The organism is Bacillus niameyensis (genome assembly GCF_001375535.1).
Lineage (GTDB): Bacteria > Bacillota > Bacilli > Bacillales > Bacillaceae_C > Lederbergia > Lederbergia niameyensis.
Genome location: NZ_LN831197.1, coordinates 1,213,174 through 1,240,103, shown reverse-complemented (window position 1 = coordinate 1,240,103; position 26,930 = coordinate 1,213,174). Strand labels below are relative to the sequence as shown.

Here is a 26,930-nt window from a genome sequence, read left to right as displayed (position 1 = left end):
CTCGCTTTCCGCGGGCATGGCTTGAGCCTCCTCAGTCGCTGTGCGACTTGCGGGGTCTCAAGGCTCATGTTATTCCCGCAGGAGTCTCGCGCCTTCTGCTCCAATCAACGTGCTTAAAATGAAACGATTATTTTTAACATATCTAAAAAAAGTGCACAAAAAAATCGTCCTATCTAGTAAAATGAAGTTACCACACAACATTCATAGATCGCTCCTCATACAGAATGACTTTCAGCATTATTTTTGGATGATAGGAACTACGGCCGCCACCCGTATAATACGCAAAGAGTTGTGCATCGGGAATCGCCTCCACCATTTCATCCACCACACGCGCAATATGTTTTTCCGAAATGAACTCCTGAACATCGAAGATGGCAAAGCTTTAAATCTACAAGATTTACGAATGAGAAGACTGTTCGGGTTGCCCATTGAAAGAAGTCTGCACAAAAGCCAAAGGTAATCGTCAAGTTCATTGGAATCCGATTTTCGAAGAAATGAAAACAAAAGCAAAAACAGCCCTTGAATGTGATAAGAAGGCAGCTATCTACGCTCGGCGCAAGATTGAGGTGGAAAGGTGTTCGGTCACATCAAGGGCAATCGGTCATTCCGTAGATTTTTACTACGGGGTCATGAAAAGGTCCACACTGAATTCGGAATTGTGGCCTTTGCTCACAATCTCCTGAAAATAGCCAGCATTCGCCAGCTATTTTCAGGTAATAAGCGAAAAAACACAAAAACATGAGGAGAAAAAAGTGTCATTTTTCTCCTCATGTTTAATTCGAGGGACTTATAGGACAGCCCCTTTTTGTCTCACGCTGTTATATTTCTTATAATGTTCATACTTTGCAAGCCGCTTTTCTTTTTTTAAAAGTTCTATCCGTGTTTTCCCTACATAAGATAGTATAGAAATTCCTGCGCAATAAGAGGGGGTATCAGCATGGTGTATAAACTGCTTGCTTTGAATATTGACGGTACATTATTGCAGGATAATGGACGAATAAATAAATCGACTAAAGAAGCTATAGAATTTGCTCAAAAAAAAGATGTAAAAGTCATTTTGTCGACATCAAGGAATTTCCAATCTGCCCAAAGAGTGGCCAAACAGCTAAAAATAGATAGTCAAATTGTTTCTCATCAAGGAGCATTTATCGCAAAGGAATTAGATAAGCCTGTGTTTGCTAAGAGAATTCACGAAAAAATTACTGAAGAACTTGTATCTTTTTTGGAATCATCGTTTTCCTGTCATATTAAGATCGTGCATGAACGGTTTGCGATTGGCAATAAAATGAAATTACCGGAAAATTTAGTAGCTAAGGTTATGTTTCAAAGAACAAATCGCTTTTCATACTCTGAGCAATATGTCGATTCTTTAAGTGAAGAACTACTCGAACATCCTGCTACATCACCTAAAATTGAAGTATATTTTGAACATAAAAATGACGAAAATGATGCGATTAAGGCAATTAAGGAAATGTACAATGAAGTTGATTGCATTGAGGTAGACTTATTAAGAATGGATATTGTTCCTGCAAGTATCTCAAAACTAAGCGGAGTTCAATATATTTGCGGTCAGCATGGGATCAAAAGGGAAGAAGTTGTAGCAATAGGATCGGGCATGGATGATTTAACATTAATTGAATGGGCTGGACTAGGAGTTGCCATGGGGAATGCTCCGTCAGAGGTGAAACAAGCGGCAGATTGGTTAACTAGGACAAATGAAGATGATGGTCTCGCATATATGGTGAAGGAACACTTTCGGAAACAATATAAATTAGCTTTTCTAAGGAGAATGTTAAAATAAACTAAAACCCGTCATGAACGGGTATTTTTTTTTGTTAATCTATTGTATAATATAAGAACGTACATTCGTTCGAGGGGAGGCTTATTATGGATGAGGTTCGCTTTATACATACTGCCGATTTACATTTGGACAGCCCGTTTCTTGGCCTGCATAATTTACCAAAAGATTTATGGGAGAACGTTCAAGAGAGCACCTTTATGGCGCTGCAACGAATTATCGATGCAGCTATAGAAAGAGATGTTGACTTTGTTGTTATTGTTGGTGATTTATTTGATGGGGAAGATCGGAGTATCAAAGCACAAGCAAGGCTCAGGCGGCAAATGGAAAGGTTGGAAAAAGCTGGCATTCAAGTATTTATCGTTCATGGTAATCATGATCATCTCGGAGGTAGTTGGCTAACGCTTGACTTACCTCAGAATGTTCATGTATTCGGAACAGAGGTAGAAATGAAACGCCTTAAGACGAAAACTGGCAAGACTGTTCATTTATACGGATTTAGTTATTCAGAGCGTCATGTGAGAGACCGAAAAGTATTAGATTATAAAAAGGTAGGGGACGCGGATTTTCATATCGGCCTTTTACACGGTCACTGTGAAGGTGGGACAAGCTCACATCAACCTTATGCACCTTTCTCTCTACATGAATTACTTGAAAAGGATATGGATTATTGGGCGTTGGGTCATATCCATAAAAGTGAGGTTTTACATGAAGATCCATGGGTTGTATATTCCGGAAATCCTCAAGGCCGACACCGTCAGGAACTTGGAGAAAAAGGGTGTTTTGCTGTTAAACTTTCAAAATATGGGACACCTAGTCTAGAGTTCATTCCAACAGCTGTTATCCGCTGGGAATCAGTTGAAATAGTGTATCATGAAAAAATGAATTTTACAGAATTCTATCAATCATGCAAGCATGCGATTGAATCGATAGTCCAAAAGGAAATGCAAGGAATTCTAGTTAATATTCATATATTGCTTAAACAGATAATGCCGTCAACTATTAAACAAAAACTGGACAATGGCGAATTTTTGGAGATGCTTCAAGAAGATTTTGAATGGAATGGTACCTTTGTTTGGCCTTGTAGAATAACTTATCAAATATTGAAAGAAAGTGAACAGCTAGCAGAGAATGATGAGTTTATAAAGATTATGAATTCTGCTGCTTGTGAAATGGTAGAGCAGCAATCATTAGAAAACAGTATTTCTAGTTTATATACGAATGTTTACGCAAGTCGTTACTTAACCCAACTAGATGAGAAGGAGAAAGAAAAATTAGTCAAAGAGGCAAAAGTGTTCATTCTTGAACGACTTGGGCTGTAAGGTGGTGAAAATACGTTGAAGTTGAAAGCTATTCATATATATGGATATGGCAAGTTCGTTGATTTTCGTATCGCTGATCTCTCCCAATTGCAAATAATTTTTGGAGAAAATGAAGCAGGAAAATCAACGATTATGTCGTTTATTCATAGTGTTTTATTTGGATTTCCACCAAGGCAGCAATCCGAATTACGCTATGAACCCAAATTTCATTCAGCCTACGGTGGTCAGATTATTATTGAGAGTAGCCGATATGGAGAAGTTATGATCGAACGGGTAAAAGGGAAGTCGAGTGGTGATGTAACAGTAAAACTGGCTGACGGAACGACAGGTAATGATCAATTACTTGAGAAACTTCTCTCAGGTATGGATAAATGGATGTATCAGAGCATTTTTTCGTTTAATCTTGAAGGACTACAAGAGGTTCAGCGTTTAAAAGGAGAAGCTATTGGTCGGTATTTACTAGCTGCTGGTACAGTCGGTACAGATCTACTTGTAAGTGAGGAAGAGCGTATTCAAAAAGAAGCTGAACAATTATTTAAACCGAATGGCCGGAAACCGAAATTAAACGAACTATTGAAAACGTTGCGTGAACAAGAACAAGAATTGAAAAAAGCAAAGCAGCAAAATAATGATTATGAATCATTAATAAGTAAGAAAACAGCTCTTTTAGCAGAAATTGAAACGGCAAATATTCAAGCGAATAAGTGCAAACAGGAATTATTGACAATCAATGAATTAATTGAAAAATGGCCAATGTTAAAAGAAAATGAACAGATTCACGAACGGTTAGAAAAGATTGGACACATTCAGTTTCCAGTAGACGGTCTTACTAGATTTGAAAAGATTTCCGATAGAATGCATACTCTCTCTAGCAGAATGAGAAGTTTAGATAAAAAACTAGAAGATATTAGCCAACAAATGAGCATACATACAGATATAGATAAATTTGATTTGATTGTAGAAAAAGGGGATAAGCTTGTTCAGGAATGGCCTTTGTTTCTTCAAAACGAAGCTGAAATAAAAGAACTTGCGCGAAAGCTTGAAGATTGCCAATCACGAATAAATGAAATAAGCCTAGTCTTGAATCTCTCAAATGAAAAATTAGAGTTATTGCCGGAAGCAAATTTGGGGTTTGATATAAAAGGAAAAATACGTGAGGGACTCGATCAGAGCTTAAGTTTGAAAGGTAAACTTACTGGGATTAGTTCTCAAATAGAGAAAGTTGAAAATGACTTGGTCTATGTTGAAAAAAAGTGTATAGACATCGAAACAGACTTAATTCCAGAATATGAATTTAAGCAATTGCAAAGAGAAATAGAAAATAAGCAAAGTGAAGCAGAATTATTGAGAGAAAAAGAGAGACTTTTGCATTTAATGGAGATTGAAAAGAGAAAGGATAAGCAGAAGAAAAAAACGGTGATCATCCATGGTTGTTTTGGACTTATCAGCTTCGGACTTTTAATTTGGTCGATTTTATCAACACAATGGTTCATAACTTCTTTTGCTTTATTAACCTTCATTTATTTTCTGGTTATTACGGTAATAAGTTATAAAAAGGATCAGAATAATGATTTTGAACAACGAATAAGCGCAATAACAGAGATGTTAGAAAAGAAGGGAGATAAGGATAGTCTCTTATTTCAACAGCAGCTTCAGCTTCGAAAAGAATGGAAAGAAATATATCGAGAGTTAGAGCAATATAAGCAGCGTCTCGAAGATCACGAGCAGCAAAAACAAGAAATAATACGTCTAATTGAAGAAAATGACAATCGTTTAAATCAACTGAAAAAAGAGTTGGGATTTGAACTTGATTTTTCAAATCAACGACTTGGTGATGCATATGAACTTCTATTAGAGTTAGTCTCATTACTAGGAATAGAAAAAAAGGAAAAATTTCGTCTTAAATTAAAAGAAGAGAGACATCAAAACTGGATTGAGAAAATTGAAGCATTAGCAAAACAGCTCGACTTATCATTATTAGATCCGCGGGAACTCTATGTTCAAATTAATATGAAGATAAAAGCAGAAAAGGAGAATAATCTTCGTAAAAGAGAATTGCTTGTTAAACAGCAAGATATACTCGTTGAACTACAATCATTAAAAATTGAGTTGGATGAATATGAAGTGAGTATAAAGGAGCTGCACGAGCTGGCAGGTACAGAAAATGAAGAAGATTATCGGAAGAAAGAAAGAGAGTTTCAAGAAGTTAATAATTTAAAAGCTAGGAAAGCATTATTGGATACTCAGTTAGATGAAGTGATTATAGAAAAAGCGTCTTCCTCTCCATCTCTCAATAATGTGAAAGACAAACAATTTAAAGTACAAGAAAAGTTAAAAGAGATAAACGAAAATATCGATCAGTTTCGCCATGAATTAGCTGCGACTAGTTATAAGATTCATACTTTGGAAGAAGGAGGAACATATACGGAAAACCTCCATCGTTTTCACCAATTGCAATCGAGCTTTAACGAAGAGGCGAAAGAGTGGGCAAAACTTGTCATAGCTAAGGCGATTATTCGAAAGACGATGGACCAATTTATTAAGGAGCGTTTTCCAAAGGTTATAAAAAAAGCTGAGGAAAATTTAGCTTTTTTAACCGAAGAAAAATATCATCGGATTTATTTTCAAGATCATGATCAACTCATCGTTGAAAGATTTGATGGTACGCTGTTTGCTCCAATTGAATTAAGTCAAGGAACACAAGAGATTTTATATACTGCCTTTCGTTTCGCTCTTGTTGATGTGATCCATTGCGACTATCCTTTACCTGTCATCGTGGATGATGGTTTTGTAAATTTTGATAAAAAAAGGACAAAGAAAGTATTAGCTTTGTTAGAAAAGATGAGCGGGGATACGCAAATTCTTTTTTTCTCATGTCACGAGCATCTCTGTAAACATTTCGATGAAAAAAATATTACCATATTATCTGAAAATGCTCATTTCCAAAAAATATAAGTTATGAGACTGAGATAACGTTAGGAAGCGTTAAGGCTATTAAATATGTTATAATTTTACTAGATATATTTAGAGGGATGGGGGCGCTGAAGATGGCAAAGGAACTATTGCAACACGATGTTGGAGAGCAGGTAGATCTATTTTTGCTCATAAAGAGTGCAACAAAAGGAATAGCGAGTAATGGAAAACCATTCCTTACTTTAATCCTCCAAGATCAATCAGGGGATATAGAGGCGAAACTATGGGATACATCAGATGAACAGGTTAAAATCTATCAACCTGAAACGATTATTCGAGTTGCAGGAGAAGTCCATAACTATCGAGGAAGAATGCAACTGAAAATTAGGCAAGTTAGGCCAGCTTCACCGCAAGACGGAGTTCGGGTATCTGATCTTTTAGAGACAGCCCCAATTGAAAAGGATGAAATTTCTAGCAAAGTAACCCAATATATTTTTGAAATGAAAAATCCAAACATACAAAGAGTCACAAGACACTTACTAAAAAAATACTTAGATCGTTTTTTGGAATACCCGGCTGCAACAAAAAATCATCATGAATTTGTTTCAGGACTAGGGTATCATGTAGTATCTATGTTAGATTTAGCAAGATCTATTTCGGAACTTTATCCATCCTTGGATCGCGATCTATTATATTCAGGAATTATTTTACACGATTTGGGAAAAGTTATTGAACTATCTGGCCCCGTATCTGCTTCTTATACAGTAGAAGGGAATTTACTAGGTCATATTACGATCATCGTAAATGAAATTGCTAAGGCTGCCGAGGAGTTAGGTATTCAAGGGGAAGAAATTGTTGTACTACAACACCTTGTTTTAAGTCACCATGGAAAATTGGAATGGGGTAGTCCTAAACAGCCGATGATAAAAGAGGCGGAAATTCTCCATCTAATTGATAATTTAGATGCTAAGATGAATATGCTTGATCGCGCTATGAAGCGAGTCAAACCAGGAGAGTTTTCGGAAAGAATCTTTGCTTTGGATAATCGCTCATTCTATAAACCTACTTTTCATAAATAGTGTCTCTCATTTGAGAGGCATTTTTTTTATCTTCTAACATATAATTTTAATAAAAGGACAAGCTAAAGGAGGAGTACCATGCTGTCTCTACCAATATGGATCTATTTTGTCGTTATCGGTGTTTTCATTAGTGCTTTTATGGCCGTAAAAACCGCTAAAGAAGACAAAGAAATTGAAACTGAATGGATTGAAAAGGAAGGACAAGTTTACTTAGAGCGGATGGAGAAAGAAAAGGAACGGAGAAGAGGGAGTAAAGCAAAAGCATAAAGAACAAAAGCGCAAGCACATTGCCCATCGATGGACAAACTTTCTAGCTTTTTGACGAATTAAGAGAAATTAAAAGACAGATGACATTTCGCATAGATTTGTAGATTATCGTAGGAATCTAATTAGCCATCGATATTACACGCTGACCGCCTTAAGGTGCAAAGATCTATCCGTCGGAGTCGGATAAGTATAATAAAGAAAAAAGCTGCATAATCGCAGCTTTTTTCTTTGAAAAATATTTGGGATTAATTATTTATCCGCAGAATCGTCATCACTTTGATCGGCAGCTTCTGGTTCTTTAAGATAAGAGTCTAAAGCTGATTTCAATTCTTTATCTTTAATATCAACTTTGGCATTTTGAACTTCTTTTTTCACAGCATCGTTAACTGCTTCATTATCGAGCTTGGACAATTTTAATTCATACTCATATTCGTCTTTCGCTTTATCAAATGGTTCCTTTTCTGGCTTGTCCGTCACTTGAATAATATGCCAACCGAACTGTGTTTTTACTGGTTCGCTAATTTCATCTTTCTTCAATTTGAATGCTGCTTCTCTGAAATCAGCATCCCAACCTTCGTTATCTTTTTCAATTTTCCCAAGATCGCCGCCAGTTTCCTTTGTTCCATCTATGGAATATTCTTCAGCAAGCTTGGCAAAATCTTCACCTTTATCCAATTTCGCTTTTATCTCTTTTGCTAGTTCTTCATCTTCAGGGTCAACGATGATATGGCGAACTTCAATAGGTAATTCTAGATTATCGTAATATTCTTTTACTTCATCTTCTGTTACTTTCACATCTTTAATGGCCGCCTTTTCTTGAAGGAGGCTAAACTTTAATGCGGTGCGGAAGTCATCTTCATCTTTGTATCCGTATTGTAGAATTTGCGATTCAAACTGTTCTCCAGTTTCACCTTTTATTTTTTCTAATCTTTCGTTTATTTCATCTTCTGATACTTTATATTCTTTTTCAAGAACTTTTTCCAATACAAGTTGTTGAAGCATTGGCTCACCAATTCTTTCCTTCATTGCTTGGTAAAGTTCATCTTTTGTTACATTTCCTGCTTTTGTTTTTGCAACATCTTCTCCGCCATTGCCACTGCATGCAGCAAGTCCCACAACTCCAGCAGCTAACGTGAGGGATAAAATCCATTTTTTCATGCAGACAACTCCCTAAAATTAAGTCGAATTTTGTTTAGCACAAAGTATACTATAACATAGTTTAATTCAGATAAAAACATTTTTCGATAATTTGAAGAAAATTAGGCGAATGCTTCAAACAAACGTCTATTGTGGGCATATGATGTACGGAAAGTAATAAGGAGGTCATTAATATGGAAGTTGCTGGATATTCTGGTTTTGCTTTGGTTGTTGTTCTCTTTATATTGCTGATCATTATAGGGTCAGCGTACATTTTCTAAAAAATAGCAAAAACTAGGCAAATGGCCTAACATCTGAAAATGAACTTGAATATGATAAATAGCAGGAACCAGAGGAGGTGTTGTAAATGAGCGGAGGAGTAGGATACGGCGGTGGCTTTGCCCTGATCGTAGTGTTGTTCATTTTGTTGATCATTGTTGGGGCATCTTGGCTTTACTAAAAATGAAATTGATTCAAAAAGGCGAGTTCCGATTTGGGAACCCGCCTTTTGAGCTATTGTACTTTTTTAAGTATACAAAATTTCTACATAAGATGAAAAAAGTAAAATGGTAATTAAAATATTAATGGTCCGAAACACTTTTGGCTGTCTTTCTTCAGGTATCTCCTTTACAATGCAAAGGGAATTTGTCAAATTATTAAATATGTATAAGACGAAAATAGCGAAAAAAATAAAAATGGAGACCAATATATCATCCTTCCCTTCATCTCCTGTTTAGTAAAGAATAGCAAACTTATTCGAAAAAAGATAGAATAAATAATGGCAAAGGCTAGAAGAATTTGCCCTTCGAAGGCACTGGAGTGGACAGTTTCGTTTATATGTCTAGTTCCAGCACCCCTTCTTAGAGGTAATCTATTCTCATTTATTCACCAGTATTTCAAAGCCATCTTCGTTTTCCTCAATTAAAGCTCCACGAGGGGAGACAAATAACTTTTTTAAGAATATTAAATCAAAAGCACACATTCCAATATGGTAAGATAATAAAATCGCTATAAAATGGCGAGATTCTGGTAATATGAATAGCATTACTATTAACACTGAATTAATAATGAAAAATGGGAAAAGTAAGGCAAAGGCATACTTGTTTTTTGAAATTGGTGTGCGAATATTAACATGTATAATAGGTAATATATAAAAATAAAACTCTATTCCCAATTGAATATATTTATAGGTTTTAGTGAGTGGAAGTATATGCAACAGTTTATGCATAGGATAGAGTAAAATGAACAAAATTGCAAAAACAATAAAATGATGATCTTTCAATTGCATTGAAACCATTGTTTGCATAGAAACGTAGAGAGCAATAAAGGTGAATAGAGCTATAAAAGTTGAGATTACAAAAAAACGTGTAAACTGATATTTTTTGTTTACATTATATGCCTTCCAACATTGCATGGGATTAGCCTCCACAATTTGCTTAAACTTTAACTCTACATACTTTACGATGAATTGCTGACAAAATCAATAGGCTTTTTCCCTGTAAGAATTGCACTATATGAAGGAATCTGGAAATTAACAGCGAATACATCCAAATACGGACAACTTATATTATGAGGTAGTGAAGAATGGATCATTTACTTGCCAGAATAGAGAAACTCGAATACCACCAAAAGCTAATGTTAAAGATGCTTCAACCTGAAGCACATGAATTCGATTATTTAGTGATTGTAAAAAATCTCGAGGAGAGAGAAGTAGAAGAATTTTTCGAGTTGTGTGAAGAGTTGAACAAGGAGATACCGAAACAAAAAGCGGATAAGTTTGTTTTTCATGCTCCGCTTTTTGTTGAATTTATCCATCGTCTCCATCCAAAATTAGACCCAAAAGAAGTGGTTGATGCTTGTCTAAAGCAAAACATTTACCCAGGGTTAATGGACGTGTTGAAAAGGAATTTTTAAATTATCCTACATTTTCAACTTGTTCTTTTTTGTTTTCTTCTTCACTTTGAATAAATTCTTTTTCTAGGTTTTCAAAGGATTTTTCAAAAATATTCATAAAGTCATCACCATAAATATTACGGACAATCGCTAATAACTCTAGAATGTCTGGAAATTTTCCGTATAAATCACGGAGAGGAGCAGCGCCTTGGTAAACGGAATTATTAGCTGGGTTATAAGCAGCCATTAGTTCTGTTAGAAGATTCTTTCCTTTTTCCGTCAGCTTGATGTATGTATTGCGTTTGTCGTTTTCACGTTTGGAAAATTGCAATAGTCCGCGTTCTTCTAACTTTTTTGAAAAGTTAAATGCTGTTGAGACGTGCATAACTCCAAATTTTGCAATATCGGAAATAGTCGCACCATTTAGGTGGTGAGCAATCCAAAGGATATGGTGTTCATTAATATTTAGATTAAAGGGTTTAATCCAACCTTGCCAATCCTTTTCGATTGATTTCCATAAAGCTTTGCTCAATTGCGCCATTCTTTGGGAAAACAACATTGATTCTTTTATATGATCTTCCATGTTAATCCAACCCCTTTTATATATTATGCCAATAAAGTAAAAATTAATAAAGATGTAAATTAGCAAAATTATTAATGATTGAAAAAAATGAGGGATGTCTAGTGTGACAACCCTCATTCTTTATGGGATCAGAATCCTTTTTCAAGATTTGAAGATAACTTTTTGACAATAAGACTAAATATACCGATTTAGCTAATTAAGTTATTCTTTCCTTCTTTCAGTTGATCTTCTAATTGTGCAATAGTTTTTTGAATTTCTTTCATTTCTGCTTGTAAGGCGTCCTTATTAGGTTCTATACTTTTTTGCCATTCTTGTGCAGCAATTTTAAGGTCGCCAGCTAGTTCTTTAATAACTTCTTTTCCCTCTTTAGAAGCTTTAAAAAGGGAAGATTTTAGTTCTTTCATGTCCTCTTTCAAATCAGTGGCTGTTTTAGCCCAGTCACTACTCGTCGTTTTCATTTGTTGGCGAAGTTCCTTACCAGAGCTTGGCGCAGTTAAAAGAGCTGTTGCTGCCCCTACAACACCGCCAACTAGAACTCCATAAATAAGCGCTTTTCCATTCATTTGTATCACCCCAAAAATATCGACTTATTCTACATCTTCTCCAAAAATGTAAAAAATCCTGCTTAACGGTTTAACTAAATGATATCATGCTTGCCATACTCATGCATAGAATATTAGGAAAGCAGTAATTTTAGATTATTGTGGCATGTGCTCAAAAAATGAAGGTGTGATTGAGGTGAGCATAAGTGGGAATAATGAAAGTTCTTTTTATTACTATTGGGATAATTCTACTTGTAGGTATGAGTTATTTTCTAGTCGCGTTTCAGAAGCCAGGAATCTACCCTCCAAAGCGAGTTTTAAAGGAAAGGGCAAAAAAATTAGGTGGAGCAGGGGCTTGTTTTTTATTTCTTGGAATTTTATTTGCTATTTTAGCAAAATAAAAAGAACCCGAGGGTTCTTTTTATAATATTTACATTTCAACAGTTGATGTGAAATTTGTTCTTTTTAAAATAGCTATCACTACTGGAAAGAGGATAGACAAAAAAATTGGATTTAATGCGGCTGCAGGTAATACACCTAACCCAAACATTGCTAGGAATGCCTCAGGTAATTTAAACAGAAGTGCTAGAGAACCTAAAAAGAGCGTTCCTGACACTATAGTACCAGCGATTGATGAAATAATAAGCGAAGTAAGTTTCGGCAGTTTTTTTGCTAACAGAATGTATAAACCAAAAAATACAAATGCTGTGATAGGCTTATCGATCATATTCGGGATTTGTCCTCCAGGTACGCCAGTTGTAAGAGCCGTAATAATCCCCGTTACGATACCAAGTAGTAGCACGTTTTTCTTATCAGGAAATAAGGCGATACCAAGAAATAACATTGCTAACATCATGTCTGGTTTGATCAATAATGTCGGCGGTATAACTACATGCAAGACTGTCCCTACCCCAACTAATAAGGCTAAAAAAACAAGTGTTCTGGTATTCATTTTTTTATCTCTCCTCTTCTCAACTCTGCTCTTTACTTTCCTGACGTGCACTCTTTGCCGCCAGCGAAAGATTAGGAATATTTTATCACACCATTCAAGAAGAGGAAAGGTATATTTTAAATAAGAATTATCTAGAACTGCTTTCTGATGGTGGAGGCAATCGTTTGCAAATCTTCACCAGAATAATCTTTTTGATGATTAGTGTATGTAACTTTAATTCCATCTGTTTTATCATAACGAGGAATTAAATGTAAATGGTAATGAAAAACTTCTTGTCCTGCAAAAGAACCATTGTTATTAATGAGGTTTAGTCCTTTTGCCTCGTAAGTCGTTTTAAGAGCTGTTGAAATTTCAGGAACGACTGCGAATAGTTTAGCCGCTGCTTCAGGCGTTAATTGAAAAATATCATTCGCATGAGCTTTAGGGATGACTAAAGTATGCCCTTTAGTAACCTGGCTTAGATCGAGGAAAGCTAAAACATCATCATTTTCGAAAACTTTAGCAGATGGCAGTTCTCCGTTAACTATTTTGCAGAAAATACAATTACTCATTACTTTCACTCTCCAATAGATTTTTCCTAATTTTACCATAGTTACTAGAAAGTGAAAAACGTGCAAGGTCTGAATAAGACCTTGCACGTTGAAGGGATAAGCGGATTTTTTTGGAAAGATTCTTTTATTAAGCCATTTCGTATTTATCGAAACGACTTAAAATAAAGAATTTCTCGATTAACCAATTGCATGCCCAACGGAACCATCTCCCTTGTCATGAATTTAAGTCTGGTTTTCCACTAGCAATGCCCAACGGAATCATCTCCCTTATCGTTCGATTAAGTTTGATTTTTCCATTATCATGTCCAACGGAACCATCTCCCAAAGTCATGATTTTCAAGTTTGACTATCCAATTATTCATGTCATTGTGATCGTAACTTTCCTTTAGTCAGCTTTTTGTCTAGGACAATTTAGCTTTTTTCCGCCCCTTCGCTATTTATATTAACCCGTTGATCCTTTATTATTAGAGGTAAAATTATCCAATTTGCGTCATCCGGCCATTTTCCGCTAAGTACATATTTATTTTCGTCATAGATAGCCACCTAACTCTTAACAAATATGTCGTAAAAATAGGGATAATCGTTTTTATAATTTGGATAGTGGTGCAGGAATTCTGACGTGTGATGAAGAAACGGCAATGTATGAGATAATTTGTTAAAATACGTGTAGTGATAATTAGAGAGAGGGAGTTGTCGATGGCATTAGTAGAAGTGAAAAATCTAACGGGCGGTTATACGAAGCGTCCTGTATTGAAAGATATATCCTTTTCTATGGAAGCTGGTCAAATTGTCGGATTAATAGGGTTAAATGGAGCAGGGAAAAGCACTACTATAAAACATATTATCGGTTTAATGGAAGAACGTTCAGGGAGTATAACGATCAACGGGATCTCGCTGAAAGATAAGCCAGAAGAATATCGAAAGCAATTTTCCTTCGTTCCCGAAACACCTATTCTTTATGAGGAGCTGACACTTGAGGAACATTTAAAATTAACAGCGATGGCATATGGCATACCAGAAAATATGTACAAGGAACGTATTGGGAGGTTGTTAAAAGAGTTCCGGCTTGAAAAACAACTTAAATGGTTTCCAGCTCATTTTTCTAAAGGTATGAAACAAAAAGTGATGATCATGTGTGCTTTTTTAATTGAACCAGCCTTGTATATTATTGATGAACCATTTGTCGGCCTAGATCCGCTCGGTATTCAATCGCTCTTGGAGTTAATGGATAAAATGAAACGGAATGGTGCGGGGATTATTATGTCTACTCATATTCTCGCTACGGCTGAACGTTATTGTGATAGCTTTATCATTTTACATGATGGGAAAATCCGAGCTAAAGGAACCCTTCGTGATTTGCAAAGCGAATTTTCAATGCGGGGCGCGACTTTGGATGATATTTATCTGCAATTGACAAAGGAAGAGATCCATGAAGAGTATTGATGAGTTGTGGAAGGAAAGAATACAAGCTTATATTCAAAACTTGAGGAAGTATTTTAAGTATATGTTTAATGATCATATACTGTTTGTATTGATTTTTGGGGGAGGAGCGGCGATTTATTATTATCCGCAATGGGTGAAAACTTTGGAGCCTTCATTCCCAGTTGCCTTCATAATGGCTGTACTTCTTGCATTAGTACTTTCGGCAAGTCCAATTACAACCTTGTTAAAACAAGCAGATATAGTTTTTTTACTTCCACTTGAAACAAAACTAGGGTCTTATTTTCGCAAAGGGATTGGATTAAGCTTTTTTACTCAAGCTTACTTAATTTTGATTGTTCTTGCGGCTTGTATGCCTATGTACGTACATGTAACAGGGAATAAGTATACATGGTTTTTCTATTTACTTCTTATATCCCTCACCATGAAAATTTGGAATATAGTTGTTCATTGGTGGATGTTAAAAATGAGTAGTTCACATTCGCTTATCTATGATTGGATCATCCGATTTGCAATGAATGCTCTGCTATTTTACTTTGTTTTGAAGGAAGCTAGCCTTTGGTTTATAGGTGCAGTTGTATTAATTCAAGTAGTATTTACAATGTATCTCTGGAAAGCTGTTCAAAATAAAGGACTAAAGTGGGAGACATTGATTGAAAAGGAACAGGGGAGAATGCAGGCGTTTTATCACGTTGCCAATATGTTTACGGATGTTCCTCATTTAAAAGGACGTGTAAAGAGGAGAAAATGGTTAGATCCTATTTTTTCGTCGATTCCATATGACAGTAAGGAAACGTTTCGTTTTCTATATTCGAGAACGATAATGAGGACGAGTGAATTTTCGGGATTAATTATTAGGTTAACACTTATTTCCGCACTTATTATCCTCTTTGCGGGGAATTTATATTTGTCAATTGCTGTTTCCTTACTATTTCTGTATTTAACAGGATTTCAACTTTTTCCTATGCTTAAAAAACATGATTTCATAATTTGGACAAGTCTTTATCCCATTGCCGCCCGTCAAAAACAATCAGCTTTTCTTGATTTACTTCTGAAAACTTTAGTTGTACAGGCCGTATTATTTGGGGTGTGTGCTTGGCTTGGTGGAAATATAATTCAAGGTGGGATTGTTGCGGGGGTTTCGATTGCATTTGCTATTTTATTTTCAAAAGCGTATGCTCCGAGCAGAATCAAAAAGTTAGAAATACAAGGAAACTAAGTAAATCACCCAAGGATGACCTTTGGGTGATTTTTGCTGTAAAGAAGAAGCGATATTATGGCTATGCATTGTCCTAGCTTTAGCTCAACCTTTCCACTATAGGCACAGGCCGTCTTTTTAATGGAAAGAATATTTTTCTGTCACACATAATTGACCGTCTGGCGTTATTCTTATGCTAACTGTGATTTCAATGCAGCCCAACCTAATGTTCGAGCGGCAGCTAGCATTGATTGTTCGTTAATGTCAAATTTAGGATGATGGTGAGGGTAGGGATTAACGACATTATCTGGTTTAGCACCTGTGAAAAAGAAGGTACCCTTAACATTTTGTAAATAATAAGCGAAATCCTCGCCACCCATTTCTGGTGCGCATTCTTCAACAGTGGACAGTTCAGGAACTTCACGTGCACATTCCGCAAGAAACTCTGTTTCCGCTTCATGATTGACAACAGCTGGATAACCACGATTATACTTTATATCATAATCGCACCCAGCAGCTAGACACGTTCCTTCAACAATTCTTCTGACCTCTTTTTCGATCATATCTTGAATAACTGGATTAAAAGTGCGGACAGTTCCGCCAAGCTTTGCCTGGTCAGCAATAACATTGAAGGAATTGTCTGCTACAAAATAGCCGATGGATAAAACAGCAGATTCAATAGGGTCCACTTTTCTGCTAACAATTTGCTGTAAATTCATAATTAGTTGTGAACCGATCACGATCGAATCTTTTGTTTTATGGGGCTGTGCACCATGCCCCCCGTAACCTTTAATTGTAATTTCAAAGCGGTCGGCAGCAGCCATAATCGGCCCGCTGCGATAGTGAAGAGTACCATAGGGAATGCTTGCCCATAAATGGGTTCCGAAGATAGTATCGACACCATCTAGGCAGCCATCCTCAATCATTGGTTTGGCCCCTCCAGGTGAGATTTCCTCAGCGTGTTGATGAATGATGATATATTGCCCTGAGAGTTCATCTCTCATTTCAAAAAGGACTTTTGCTAACACTAACAAAGTGGACGTATGCCCATCATGCCCACATGCATGCATAACTCCAGGAACGATTGATTGAAAGGGAAGCCCAGTTTCCTCTTGTATCGGCAACGCATCGAAATCAGCTCTTAGAGCAATTGTTTTTCCGGGTCTTCCACCTTTTATTTTAGCTACAACTCCGGTTCCTCCTACACCTGTTCGAACATCTTTTAGCCCAAGTTGGTGATAATAATTGGCAATATAAGCGGCAGTTTTCTTTTCTTGAAAGGACAATTCTGGATGCTGGTGTAAATATCTTCTAATTTCTACCATTTCTTCGTATAGTTGTTCTAATCGTTTGAATAATTTTTCCTTCATCAAAAATCACATCCTGACTATAATGAATGTTGTGTTATAAATTCATTATACAATTCAAAAAATGCGAAATGAATAAAAAAACTCAAAAAGACTTAAAGCTTTTCGAGTTCATTATCATCTTTCTCTATTTCATCTTTAGAAACTATAAATGTAGATGTATATGCAGGACCTGAGAATATATTTCCCATTTTGTTTTGAATATCCATATGATGGTGGTCATTAGAATCTAACCAATTTCGATATTTTTTTTCATTGTGCCACATTTTCATAATGAGGTACGTATCATGATGAGAAAGAGGTCGCAGAATACGAGCTGCTATAAATCCGTCCGCATGTTTAGCCATATTAGCCTTATTTCCAAATTCAAATTCAAAGATTGGTTTGTTTTCATCTCTTACTGGTATATGATCACATGATACAAACCCTTCATTGGAAAAACTTCCCTCTGCATCAAGTACTTCGTATTTACGCGGTGATTTGAAAACTGTATTTCCTTCTGTTTCATGCCAAATTTCCGCGGAACGGACACTTTGCATTAATAACATATTCTCTTTTGAATGTTTCATTTTAATTTTTTTTAAAAATGGATAGGTTCCTGAAGTAATATAAATATACATACTCCCACCTCTTTTTATTTTTTTGAACTTTCATAGCTTATATCTAAGGATAACGAATTATGGATAAAATATGTATAAAAGAGCCTTCAAAAGGGACAAATTTATGACAAGAAGATCACTATACTGTAATTTAACTTGAAAAAATAATATATTTAAATAGGAAAACAGATAGTAAAGATACTATTCAATATAGTTTAGCGTTAAATAGTACAGAATATGCGTCAAAATGAAAGGCGGGTATGTTCGTTCGTGAAAAAAATAATCAATGATACATTTCTACAAGCAGCTAAAAGTAAAAAGACAAAGCATGTTCCAGTTTGGTATATGCGTCAAGCTGGACGGTCCCAAGCAGAATATCGAAAGCTGAAAGAAAAATATTCTCTTTTTGAGATTACCCATCAGCCAGAGATATGTGCCTATGTTACAAAGTTACCTGTTGATATGTACGATGTGGATGCTGCCATACTTTACAAAGATATTATGACTCCACTTCCAGCTATCGGAGTAGGAGTTGAAATTAAGAGTGGTATTGGGCCAGTTATTGATCAGCCGATCCGTTCTAAAGTTGATGTGGAAAAACTAGGGGAATTAAATCCAGAAGAGGATATTCCTTATGTTCTTGATACAATCAAACTATTAACAGAAGAGCAATTGGATGTTCCGCTAATCGGTTTTGCAGGAGCTCCTTTCACATTAGCGAGTTATATGATTGAGGGGGGACCTTCGAAAAATTATCATAAAACAAAAGCCTTCATGTATTCAGAACCTGAATCATGGTTTTTACTAATGGACAAGCTAGCGAATATGACCGTTCGATACTTAAAAGCTCAGGTACAAGCTGGAGCAAGTGCTTTACAAATATTTGATTCATGGGTCGGTGCTTTAAGTAGGGCTGATTATCAGCACTATATCAAACCTGTAATGTCTAAAATCTTCTTAGAGATGCAAGAAGCCGATGTCCCGCTAATCATGCATGGGGTAGGGGCTAGCCATCTTGTTTTAGAGTGGAATGAACTTCCGCTTGACGTAGTAGGACTCGACTGGAGACTTCCGATTTCGGAGGCAAGAAAACTTGGAGTCACTAGGGCGGTACAAGGGAATTTGGATCCTGCTGTTTTAATTGCAGATTGGAATACGATTGAACAACGTGCTCGAGAAATTATTGATCAAGGTATAGAACAGCCTGGATTTATATTTAATCTTGGCCATGGCGTTTTCCCTGAAGTGAACCCAGAGGTATTAAAGCGTCTTACCGCATTTGTTCATGAATATAGCGCAGAGAAATTAAAAGAATTGTAAACAACTAGGAGTGAAAAAATGACACGGAAGAAGTTAGGTTTATTAGTCATGGCCTACGGTACCCCTTATAATGAGGAGGATATCGAACGTTATTATACTCATATTCGCCATGGAAGAACTCCGTCAAAGGAAGCATTAGATGATTTAACGAATCGATATAGAGCAATTGGCGGAATTTCACCATTAGCTAAAATTACGGAAGATCAGGCCTACGGGCTTCAAGATCGTTTGAATGCAGTGCAGGATGATATTGAGTTCAAAGCCTATATTGGATTAAAACATATTGAACCTTTTATTGAGGATGCTGTGGAACAAATGCATAATGATGGGATTCAGGAAGCTGTTTCCATCGTGCTTGCACCGCATTTTTCAACATTTAGTGTAAAGTCTTATAATGAACGGGCGAAGGAAACCGCTAAAAAATTAGGCGGACCTGTAATTACGTCAGTTGAAAGCTGGTATCAAGAGCCAAAATTCATTCAATTTTGGGTGGATGAAGTGAAGAAAGTGTACGAAGAGATGGAGGAAGAGGAGCGTAATGCTGCTTGTCTAATTGTTTCGGCACACAGCCTTCCTGAAAAAATATTAGAATATGGTGACCCTTATCCAAATCAATTGCATGAAACAGCGGATATGATTGCCCGGGAAGCTGGTATTACAAATTATGAAGTAGGTTGGCAGAGCGAAGGGAACACACCGGATCCATGGCTTGGACCAGATGTTCAGGATTTAACACGTAATCTTCATCGTCAAAAAGGCTATAAAGCTTTCGTATATATTCCTGTCGGTTTTGTTTCTACCCATTTAGAAGTTTTATATGATAATGATGTTGAATGTAAAGCCGTGACTGATGAAGTGGGGGCTGCTTATCATCGTCCGCCAATGCCTGACGCACAGCCTGCTTTTATAGATGCTATGGCAACGGTTGTTTTAAGACATCTAGGGAAAATATAAGGCTGGATTAAAGTAGGCGATCAAATATTGAATCAAAAAAGGAAAAAAGTGGTTGTAGTTGGTGCTGGCATCACCGGCTTGTCAGCCGCTTTTTATTTAAATAAAACAGTAAAAACTCATAATTTGCCAGTAGATATCACACTAGTAGAGGCAAGTCCAAGATTGGGTGGGAAAATTCAAACCGAATATCGCAATGGATTTGTCATTGAAAAGGGCCCAGACTCTTTCCTTGAACGCAAGATCAGCGCAACAGAATTAATTCATGATGTTGGATTAGAATCAAATTTAGTCAAAAATGCGTCTGATAAAGTATATGTGTTAGTGAAGGACAGGATGCATGAGATGCCTGAAGGTGCAATCATGGGGATTCCAACGCAATTGGGTTCGTTTATGAAAACGGGACTATTTTCCGTTCAAGGAAAGCTGAGAGCAACATGCGATTTTATTATACCGCGCTCTAAAGATGCTGGAGATCAATCTGTTGGGCATTTTATTCGTAGAAGATTAGGAGATGAAGTGGCGGAAAATTTAGTAGAGCCGCTTTTATCGGGTATTTTCATTGGTGATATTGACCAATTAAGTTTAATGTCCACTTTTCCGCAATTTTATCATGCGGAATGTGAGCATCGTAGTATTATTCGAGGACTGAAAAAGCTAACAAAATCTCACTCGAAAAATCAACTAACAAGCAAAAACCAAGGGGTCTTTCTCACTTTGAAAGAGGGCTTACAGTCACTAGTAGATGCGATTGAAGAAAAGTTAAAGTCCATTTCGATTGTAACTGGGACGATGGTTACAGAGATCAATGAGATTGCTGGTCAATATGAGTTAAGTTTAAACAATAATGAAGTGATGCAGGCAGATAGTATCGTCCTTGCGTTACCACACCTTGCATTAACAGGATTATTTCCTGAAAAGGAATATATTAAAGAATTTAAGCAGGTTCCTGCCACTACAGTTGCAACTGTAGTACTAGCGTTTGATGAGGATGAGGTGCGGAATATAGATAACGGAGCTGGATTTGTTGTTTCTAGACATAGTGATTATACAATTACTGCATGTACATGGACACATAAAAAATGGCCACACACAGCACCGCCTGGTAAGGCTTTGCTCCGCTGCTATGTTGGAAGAACCGGTGAAGAGACCGTTGTTGATTTGTCTGACGCCGAGATAGAAGAAATCGTGCTAGCTGATTTAAAAGCAACATTGAATATAGAGGCCAAGCCAGATTTTGCGATTGTAACTCGTTGGATTGAAGCCTTCCCGCAATATACCGTTGGGCACCAAGCACGTTTAGAAAACTTTCGGGCACAGTTAGGTCAAGATCTACCAGGTGTATTTGTTGCAGGAAGTTCTTTTGATGGTATCGGTCTTCCCGATTGCATTACACACGGTCGGAAAGTCGCTGACCAAGTATTGGACTATTTTAAGTATAAATAAACAAGGGGCTATCCAAAAAGTGGAAGATCACTTCCCTTTTTGGCTGCCCTTTTTTTAGTTGTTTTAAACGAGGGTGTTGATTTCCGCAGAAGGCACTCGCTTTCCGCGGGCATGGCTTGAGCCTCCTCAGTCGCTGTGCGACTTGCGGGGTCTCAAGGCTCATGTTATTCCCGCAGGAGTCTCGCGCCTTCTGCTCCAATCAACGTGCTTAAAATGAAACGATTATTTTTAACATATCTAAAAAAAGTGCACAAAAAAATCGTCCTATCTAGTAAAATGAAGTTACCACACAACATTCATAGAGAGGACGATTTTTATGTGCAATCCGAAGATTACTACTGAGAGGACGATCTATTCATCTGTCCGAATGGACAGAGAATCATTTTTAAAAGGGATCAAAACAAGAAAAACGCCTCAGGATTTGTGCAAAGCTACAAGATTTACCAATGTGAATACTGTTCGGGTTGCCCATTGAAAGAAGTCTACACAAAAGCCAAAGGTGATCGTAAAGTTCATTGGAATCCGATTTTCGAAGAAATGAAAACAAAAGCAAAAACAGCCCTTGAATGTGATAAGAAGGCAGCTATCTACGCTCGGCGCAAGATTGAGGTGGAAAGCGTGTTCGGTCACATCAAGGGCAATCGGTCATTCCGTAGATATTTACTACGGGGTCTTGAAAAGGTCCACACTGAATTCGGAATTGTGGCCTTGGCTCACAATCTCCTGAAAATAGCCAGCTATTTTCAGGTAATAAGCAAAAAAACACAAAAACAGGAGGAGAAAAAAGTGTCATTTTTCTCCTCCTGTTTTATTCGAGGGACTTATAGGACAGCCCCTTTATTCATCCGTTTTCATTAACTGTATATCAATATATAATTGACAATTCATTAGAAAGCTATCAAATTGAATTGAAGTTAATTCTGCAATTTGATTTAATCGATATTTTAATGTATTCGTGTGAATATATAATTGTTCAGCTGATGGCTTTAAACGACAGTTATTTAATAAAAACAACTCTAATGTTTCGATTAAGCTTGTTTGGCTTTCCTCATCTTTCTGCTTTAAGATTAATAAATCACTATTAGTATAATTTAATTTTGTGTGATAGCTAGAAATCGTTTCAAGATACCGCAAAATCCCAAGGTTTTTGTATTCGAAAGAGGGGAGCTTGCCTAAACCTAGGAATTTTCCCGTTTTTATCACTTCAAGTGCTTCTAAGTAGCTATGTTTTAATTTGAGAACAGATGAGTGTTCATTACTGATGCCAGAATAAATGGTTTGTTCTGGAAAATGATCTAAAATAAGGGATGTTAAGTTTTTGGTACTTTCCGTTAATTCGCGAGAAGGAGCTAAGTCACTTCCAATTAAAACGATAATTTTTAAATGATCTGTAAATAGATGAGTAGGGTATTTTAAAGTATTTAAATACAGTATTATTCTATCTAAAAGATCGTTAAAAATATGTTCGTTTTCTTGAGGTACGGAAAATACATTTAGAATAAAAAATTTTGGGAACTTAACATTCACATTAGCTGCTGCCGACTTCATTTGTTTCTCTGTTTGATAAAAGTCACCTATAACTTTTTTGAAAAATATATCTTTTTCTTGGCTTTTCTTAAGTTTATTTTGATTGTTTTCATATAGTAGCTTAGCAATATGAGAAGAAACCTCGTGTATGAATGCAAATTCTTTGTCAGTCAGTAGAGGAGCTGTTTCTTGTATCCATATATAGCCTAAGATTGTCCCTTTATATTTAGCGCTTACAACAACCCTCTGATTAAGGCCAATTTCTTTCATTTCCTTAACTCTGAAAGGTTTTGAAGATGTTTTAAGTTGGTCCACAATCCCTTCATCGAAAAATTTTTCTACAATGGAAATTGGCCAACGTTTTGCAAAGATCGTTAATTTGTTTACCTCATCAAACCGGTCAATGTAAAAGGAATTATAGGCCAATAAAGAAAATTGATGATCTTCAATAATGATCGGTTTTTTTAAATGATTGCTTATTAAATCGGCTATTTCATCAATATCAGATAGTGTAAAGATTTTTTCTAATAATGGCTTCAAGAATATTCACCTCGCAAAGCATTCTTACCATAGTCTACCATAGTGATAGCTTAGACAGTAAAAAAAGCTAGAGATAAAGGAGACACTCCCTTATTTCTAGCTCGATGCATGCAATTTGTTCAGAGCTCATCCCCTATGATAAGTCAAAGGGACCGAAGTTTGTACTTCGCTAAACAGTGCATTTTCGCTTTCCTTATTCAAAGCATTTCCGAAGTTGTTTTTGCTTGTAAATGGAGGAGGAGATAATCAGGACCGCCTGCTTTCGAATCTGTACCTGACATATTGAAGCCTCCAAATGGTTGATAACCAACGATAGCACCTGTACAGCCACGATTGAAATATAGATTCCCAACATGAAAATCTTCGCGCGCTTGTTCTAAATGATCGCGGTTATTTGAAATGACTGCTCCTGTTAATCCATATTCTGTGTTATTGGCTATTTTGATTGCGTGCGTAAAATCCCTAGCTTTAGAAAATGCTACTACAGGTCCAAAAATTTCCTCTTGCATAATCCGAGCATTAGGGTCAGCATCTGCAAAAATGGTCGGCTGTATGAAATAGCCTATTGTGTCATCACCTGCTCCACCAATCATTAACCGACCTTCATCCATGCCAATTTCAATATAGTTCATTATTTTATCAAAAGCATTTTGGTCATTAACTGGCCCCATAAAATGATCTGGATTTGTTGGATCCCCTACGGTTAGTTCTTTCGTTAATTCAACCGCACGGCCTAAAACTTGATCGTAAACATCCTCTACAATGATCGCACGGGAACATGCAGAGCATTTTTGTCCGGAGAAACCAAAAGCTGAACGAACTATGGATTGGGCAGCCAGTTCTAAGTCAGCTTCTGTATCAACGATAATCGTGTCTTTACCTCCCATTTCAGCGATGACACGCTTTAACCAAATTTGTGACTCATTTACTTTTGCAGCACGTTCATAAATGCGAGTACCTACTTCTCGAGAACCAGTAAAGCTAATAAATCGTGTTTTAGGATGATCGACAATGTAATCACCAATTTCCGATCCACTACTTGGTATAAAATTTACTACACCTTTTGGTAAGCCAGCTTCTATTAACACCTCAATAAATTTTGCTGCAATAATCGGTGTCGTTGATGCAGGTTTTAACAGTACCGTATTCCCTGAAACAAGTGCAGCTACGGTAGTTCCTGCCATGATTGCGAAGGCAAAATTCCACGGTGAAATGACCACACCTACGCCGAGTGGAATATAGTCATAGCGATTATATTCACCAGGTCTACTCTCCACTTTTTTTCCGTTCTTCATTTCTAACATTTGTCGTCCATAATATTCCAAGAAATCAATGGCTTCCGCAGTATCTGCATCCGCTTCGTTCCATGGTTTTCCAGCTTCCTTCACTAACAATGCAGAGAACTCATGTTTACGGCGACGAATAATGGCACTAGCTTTAAAAAGGATATTTGCTCGAACTTCAGGTTTCGTTTTTTTCCATGTTTCAAATGCCCTTAAGGCACTTTCCATTGCAAGTTCGACCATTTTTCGATCTGCTTTTGAGACACGTCCTATAACCTCTTTTTTATTCGCTGGATTAATAGAAATAATATGATCTTCCGTAGTGATAGACTCGCCATTGATGATTAGCGGATAGTCTTTTCCTAGATAACTTTCAACAAGTTGTATAGCTTTAGCAAATTCTTTTTGATTTTTTTCTTTCGTAAAATCAGTAAAAGGTTCATGTTTATACGTAATCAATACTATCACTCCTAAAAAATGTATTTAACTATTTTTTTGTTAGTCCCTTAAATGCAAAAGCAATATTTGCAGGCCTTTCTGCTAACCTTCTCATAAAGTAACCGTACCAATCCTCACCATAAGGTACATAAACCCTCACTTTATAGCCATCCTGAACTAGGATTGACTGCAAATTATTTCGCATTCCATACAACATTTGAAATTCAAATTGCTGCTTAGATATGTTCAAGTTTGTAGCCAATTCTTTAGTGTAGTCGATCATAGTATCGTCATGAGTGGCAATAGCAGTATAAAGGCCGTATTCTAAGCTGTGCTTAATCAGCTTTTTATAGTTATCATCTACATCTTTCTTATCAGCAAAGGCGACGTTAGGGGATTCTTTATACGCACCTTTAACTAACCGTAAAAATGGTTGGTACGTGCTAAGATCTTTCAAATCCTGTTCAGAACGATATAAATAGGCTTGGAGCACGGTACTTACACAGGTATAAGATTCTTTAAATTGCTTAAATAAATGAATNCTCGCTTTCCGCGGGCATGGCTTGAGCCTCCTCAGTCGCTGTGCGACTTGCGGGGTCTCAAGGCTCATGTTATTCCCGCAGGAGTCTCGCGCCTTCTGCTCCAATCAACGTGCTTAAAATGAAACGATTATTTTTAACATATCTAAAAAAAGTGCACAAAAAAATCGTCCTATCTAGTAAAATGAAGTTACCACACAACATTCATAGATCGCTCCTTATACAGAATGACTTTCAGCATTATTTTTGGATGATAGGAACTACGGCCGCCACCCGTATAATACGCAAAGAGTTGTGCATCGGGAATCGCCTCCACCATTTCATCCACCACACGCGCAATATGTTTTTCCGAAATGAACTCCTGAACATCGAAGATGGCAAAGCTTTAAATCTACAAGATTTACGAATGAGAAGACTGTTCGGGTTGCCCATTGAAAGAAGTCTGCACAAAAGCCAAAGGTAATCGTCAAGTTCATTGGAATCCGATTTTCGAAGAAATGAAAACAAAAGCAAAAACAGCCCTTGAATGTGATAAGAAGGCAGCTATCTACGCTCGGCGCAAGATTGAGGTGGAAAGGGTGTTCGATCACATCAAGGGCAATCGGTCATTCCGTAGATTTTTACTACGGGGTCTTGAAAAGGTCCACACTGAATTCGGAATTGTGGCCTTTGCTCACAATCTCCTGAAAATAGCCAGCATTCGCCAGCTATTTTCAGGTAATAAGCGAAAAAACACAAAAACAGGAGGAGAAAAAAGTGTCATTTTTCTCCTCCTGTTTTATTCGAGGGACTTATAGGACAGCCACTTGTTTTTATTGTTTAGAGGCTGATTTGATATCTTTTACAATTTGTTTAAAAGGAACATCTTCATTACCGGGATATTGGGTAATAACTTCTCCATTTTTATTAATTAGATAAAAACTGACTCCGTGAATGACTTGATCGTTATTATCCGGTTTTTTAACCCATTCTTTAAAATTCTTATAAGCATAATCCTCAATGACTTCTTGTTCATAGCCTGTTAAAAAATGCCATGTTGAAAAATTGGCTCCGAACGCTTCTCCATATTTTTTTAGAGCTTTGGGCGAGTCTACTTCGGGATCGACACTAAAGGAAACAAAATGAACATTGTCAAGCCCCTGTTTTTCGACCATTTGTTGAAGTTCTGTCATATTAGCAGTCATTGGCGGGCAAACTGTAGTGCAATTTGTAAAAACGAAATCAGCTACCCATACATTTCCCTTT

At 36.7% G+C, this 26,930-nt stretch carries 28 protein-coding genes and 3 pseudogenes; 17 read left to right on the top strand and 14 right to left on the bottom strand.

All coding sequences use genetic code 11. From position 1 onward, the window contains the following. Positions 1-187 precede the first annotated feature (187 nt). Positions 188-325, bottom strand: a complete 138-nt coding sequence (locus BN1243_RS22480) for a hypothetical protein (RefSeq protein WP_230200111.1) — start codon at positions 323-325, stop codon at positions 188-190. A gap of 94 nt (positions 326-419) precedes the next feature. Between BN1243_RS22480 and BN1243_RS22985 the strand changes: the two are divergent. The 6 genes and pseudogenes from BN1243_RS22985 to BN1243_RS06120 form a co-directional block, all read left to right on the top strand. Next, positions 420-742: pseudogene (locus tag BN1243_RS22985) on the top strand (transposase); the annotation flags it as partial. 195 nt (positions 743-937) lie between these two features. Further along, on the top strand, positions 938-1,801 hold the full coding sequence (locus tag BN1243_RS06140; protein WP_062105341.1) for a Cof-type HAD-IIB family hydrolase: 864 nt from the start codon (positions 938-940) through the stop codon (positions 1,799-1,801). A gap of 86 nt (positions 1,802-1,887) precedes the next feature. Further along, positions 1,888-3,120 (top strand): metallophosphoesterase family protein, encoded by a 1,233-nt coding sequence (locus BN1243_RS06135; RefSeq protein WP_062105340.1) that lies wholly within the window; start codon positions 1,888-1,890, stop codon positions 3,118-3,120. A gap of 15 nt (positions 3,121-3,135) precedes the next feature. Continuing rightward, positions 3,136-6,075, top strand: coding sequence for an ATP-binding protein (locus BN1243_RS06130; RefSeq protein ID WP_062105339.1), 2,940 nt, complete (start codon positions 3,136-3,138; stop codon positions 6,073-6,075). Between the two features lie 92 nt (positions 6,076-6,167). After that, positions 6,168-7,112, top strand: a complete 945-nt coding sequence (gene yhaM / locus BN1243_RS06125) for a 3'-5' exoribonuclease YhaM (RefSeq protein ID WP_062105338.1) — start codon at positions 6,168-6,170, stop codon at positions 7,110-7,112. 78 nt (positions 7,113-7,190) lie between these two features. After that, positions 7,191-7,379, top strand: a complete 189-nt coding sequence (locus tag BN1243_RS06120) for a sporulation YhaL family protein (protein WP_062105337.1) — start codon at positions 7,191-7,193, stop codon at positions 7,377-7,379. A 249-nt stretch (positions 7,380-7,628) separates the two neighbouring features. Here BN1243_RS06120 and BN1243_RS06115 read toward each other — a convergent pair whose 3' ends face one another. Next, a complete protein-coding gene (locus tag BN1243_RS06115; RefSeq protein WP_062105336.1) occupies positions 7,629-8,537 on the bottom strand; it encodes a peptidylprolyl isomerase in 909 nt (302 codons plus the stop codon). A gap of 173 nt (positions 8,538-8,710) precedes the next feature. Between BN1243_RS06115 and BN1243_RS21550 the strand changes: the two genes are divergently transcribed. Together BN1243_RS21550 and BN1243_RS06110 are read left to right on the top strand one after the other, a co-directional pair. Further along, the gene (locus BN1243_RS21550; protein WP_084781828.1) at positions 8,711-8,797 is read left to right on the top strand and encodes a YjcZ family sporulation protein; all 87 of its coding nucleotides are present in this window, start codon (positions 8,711-8,713) and stop codon (positions 8,795-8,797) included. An 86-nt stretch (positions 8,798-8,883) separates the two neighbouring features. Next, a complete protein-coding gene (locus tag BN1243_RS06110; RefSeq protein ID WP_062105335.1) occupies positions 8,884-8,976 on the top strand; it encodes a YjcZ family sporulation protein in 93 nt (30 codons plus the stop codon). A 66-nt stretch (positions 8,977-9,042) separates the two neighbouring features. On the opposite strand, the gene BN1243_RS22465 is transcribed toward BN1243_RS06110, so the two are convergent. Both BN1243_RS22465 and BN1243_RS06105 read right to left on the bottom strand, forming a co-directional pair. Next, on the bottom strand, positions 9,043-9,222 hold the full coding sequence (locus BN1243_RS22465) for a hypothetical protein (protein WP_084781827.1): 180 nt from the start codon (positions 9,220-9,222) through the stop codon (positions 9,043-9,045). Positions 9,223-9,393: 171 nt separating this feature from the next. Then, positions 9,394-9,930, bottom strand: a complete 537-nt coding sequence (locus tag BN1243_RS06105; protein ID WP_062105334.1) for a DUF3267 domain-containing protein — start codon at positions 9,928-9,930, stop codon at positions 9,394-9,396. A gap of 170 nt (positions 9,931-10,100) precedes the next feature. On the opposite strand from BN1243_RS06105, the gene BN1243_RS06100 reads away from it, so the two are divergent. Next, entirely contained in the window at positions 10,101-10,430 is a 330-nt protein-coding gene (locus BN1243_RS06100) for a DUF1878 family protein (protein WP_062105333.1), read from the top strand. 1 nt (position 10,431) lies between these two features. On the opposite strand, the gene BN1243_RS06095 is transcribed toward BN1243_RS06100, so the two are convergent. Both BN1243_RS06095 and BN1243_RS06090 read right to left on the bottom strand, forming a co-directional pair. Continuing rightward, positions 10,432-10,992 (bottom strand): HTH-type transcriptional regulator Hpr, encoded by a 561-nt coding sequence (locus BN1243_RS06095; protein WP_062105332.1) that lies wholly within the window; start codon positions 10,990-10,992, stop codon positions 10,432-10,434. 188 nt (positions 10,993-11,180) lie between these two features. Beyond that, positions 11,181-11,555 (bottom strand): YtxH domain-containing protein, encoded by a 375-nt coding sequence (locus BN1243_RS06090; protein ID WP_062105331.1) that lies wholly within the window; start codon positions 11,553-11,555, stop codon positions 11,181-11,183. Between the two features lie 185 nt (positions 11,556-11,740). On the opposite strand from BN1243_RS06090, the gene BN1243_RS06085 reads away from it, so the two are divergent. Continuing rightward, positions 11,741-11,935, top strand: a complete 195-nt coding sequence (locus BN1243_RS06085) for a membrane protein YhzF (RefSeq protein ID WP_407638848.1) — start codon at positions 11,741-11,743, stop codon at positions 11,933-11,935. 29 nt (positions 11,936-11,964) lie between these two features. Here BN1243_RS06085 and BN1243_RS06080 read toward each other — a convergent pair whose 3' ends face one another. Together BN1243_RS06080 and BN1243_RS06075 are read right to left on the bottom strand one after the other, a co-directional pair. After that, complete coding sequence (locus tag BN1243_RS06080; protein ID WP_062105330.1) at positions 11,965-12,486, bottom strand: tryptophan transporter; 522 nt, start codon at positions 12,484-12,486, stop codon at positions 11,965-11,967. A gap of 131 nt (positions 12,487-12,617) precedes the next feature. Then, entirely contained in the window at positions 12,618-13,037 is a 420-nt protein-coding gene (locus BN1243_RS06075; RefSeq protein ID WP_062105329.1) for an HIT family protein, read from the bottom strand. Between the two features lie 696 nt (positions 13,038-13,733). On the opposite strand from BN1243_RS06075, the gene BN1243_RS06070 reads away from it, so the two are divergent. Both BN1243_RS06070 and BN1243_RS06065 read left to right on the top strand, forming a co-directional pair. Beyond that, a complete protein-coding gene (locus BN1243_RS06070) occupies positions 13,734-14,480 on the top strand; it encodes an ABC transporter ATP-binding protein (protein ID WP_062105328.1) in 747 nt (248 codons plus the stop codon). Then, positions 14,467-15,696, top strand: a complete 1,230-nt coding sequence (locus BN1243_RS06065; protein WP_062105327.1) for an ABC transporter permease — start codon at positions 14,467-14,469, stop codon at positions 15,694-15,696. Before BN1243_RS06070 ends, BN1243_RS06065 begins: the two co-directional genes overlap by 14 nt. Before the next feature lie 170 nt (positions 15,697-15,866). On the opposite strand, the gene BN1243_RS06060 is transcribed toward BN1243_RS06065, so the two are convergent. Together BN1243_RS06060 and BN1243_RS06055 are read right to left on the bottom strand one after the other, a co-directional pair. After that, positions 15,867-17,045, bottom strand: coding sequence for a M20 family metallopeptidase (locus tag BN1243_RS06060; protein ID WP_062105326.1), 1,179 nt, complete (start codon positions 17,043-17,045; stop codon positions 15,867-15,869). Between the two features lie 92 nt (positions 17,046-17,137). Further along, positions 17,138-17,662 (bottom strand): antibiotic biosynthesis monooxygenase family protein, encoded by a 525-nt coding sequence (locus tag BN1243_RS06055; RefSeq protein ID WP_062105325.1) that lies wholly within the window; start codon positions 17,660-17,662, stop codon positions 17,138-17,140. Positions 17,663-17,911: 249 nt separating this feature from the next. Between BN1243_RS06055 and hemE the strand changes: the two genes are divergently transcribed. The 4 genes from hemE to BN1243_RS06035 all read left to right on the top strand — a co-directional run bounded on the left by hemE (position 17,912) and on the right by BN1243_RS06035 (position 22,216). After that, complete coding sequence (gene hemE, locus BN1243_RS06050) at positions 17,912-18,961, top strand: uroporphyrinogen decarboxylase (protein WP_062104662.1); 1,050 nt, start codon at positions 17,912-17,914, stop codon at positions 18,959-18,961. 18 nt (positions 18,962-18,979) lie between these two features. Further along, positions 18,980-19,915 carry a ferrochelatase gene (hemH, locus tag BN1243_RS06045; RefSeq protein ID WP_062104663.1) on the top strand — a complete coding sequence of 312 codons (936 nt, stop codon included), beginning with the start codon at positions 18,980-18,982 and terminating at the stop codon, positions 19,913-19,915. Positions 19,916-19,942: 27 nt separating this feature from the next. Continuing rightward, positions 19,943-21,358, top strand: a complete 1,416-nt coding sequence (hemY, locus tag BN1243_RS06040; RefSeq protein WP_062104664.1) for a protoporphyrinogen oxidase — start codon at positions 19,943-19,945, stop codon at positions 21,356-21,358. A gap of 357 nt (positions 21,359-21,715) precedes the next feature. After that, positions 21,716-22,216, top strand: coding sequence for a transposase (locus tag BN1243_RS06035; RefSeq protein ID WP_084781809.1), 501 nt, complete (start codon positions 21,716-21,718; stop codon positions 22,214-22,216). Here BN1243_RS06035 and BN1243_RS06030 read toward each other — a convergent pair. The 3 genes and pseudogenes from BN1243_RS06030 to BN1243_RS06020 all read right to left on the bottom strand — a co-directional run. Next, positions 22,196-23,425: a PucR family transcriptional regulator gene (locus BN1243_RS06030; RefSeq protein ID WP_062104995.1), complete on the bottom strand. Its 1,230-nt coding sequence runs from the start codon at positions 23,423-23,425 to the stop codon at positions 22,196-22,198. The two genes, BN1243_RS06035 and BN1243_RS06030, sit on opposite strands and share 21 nt — an antisense overlap. Positions 23,426-23,622: 197 nt before the next feature. Beyond that, a complete protein-coding gene (gene pruA, locus BN1243_RS06025; RefSeq protein WP_062110397.1) occupies positions 23,623-25,173 on the bottom strand; it encodes an L-glutamate gamma-semialdehyde dehydrogenase in 1,551 nt (516 codons plus the stop codon). A 22-nt stretch (positions 25,174-25,195) separates the two neighbouring features. After that, positions 25,196-25,687, bottom strand: a pseudogene (locus tag BN1243_RS06020) (proline dehydrogenase family protein); the annotation flags it as partial. Positions 25,688-26,107: 420 nt separating this feature from the next. On the opposite strand from BN1243_RS06020, the pseudogene BN1243_RS06015 reads away from it, so the two are divergent. Beyond that, positions 26,108-26,482: pseudogene (locus tag BN1243_RS06015) on the top strand (transposase); the annotation flags it as partial. Positions 26,483-26,497: 15 nt separating this feature from the next. Here BN1243_RS06015 and BN1243_RS06010 read toward each other — a convergent pair. Beyond that, on the bottom strand, positions 26,498-26,930 hold a 433-nt coding region (locus BN1243_RS06010), incomplete at its 5' end, for an SCO family protein (RefSeq protein ID WP_062110444.1).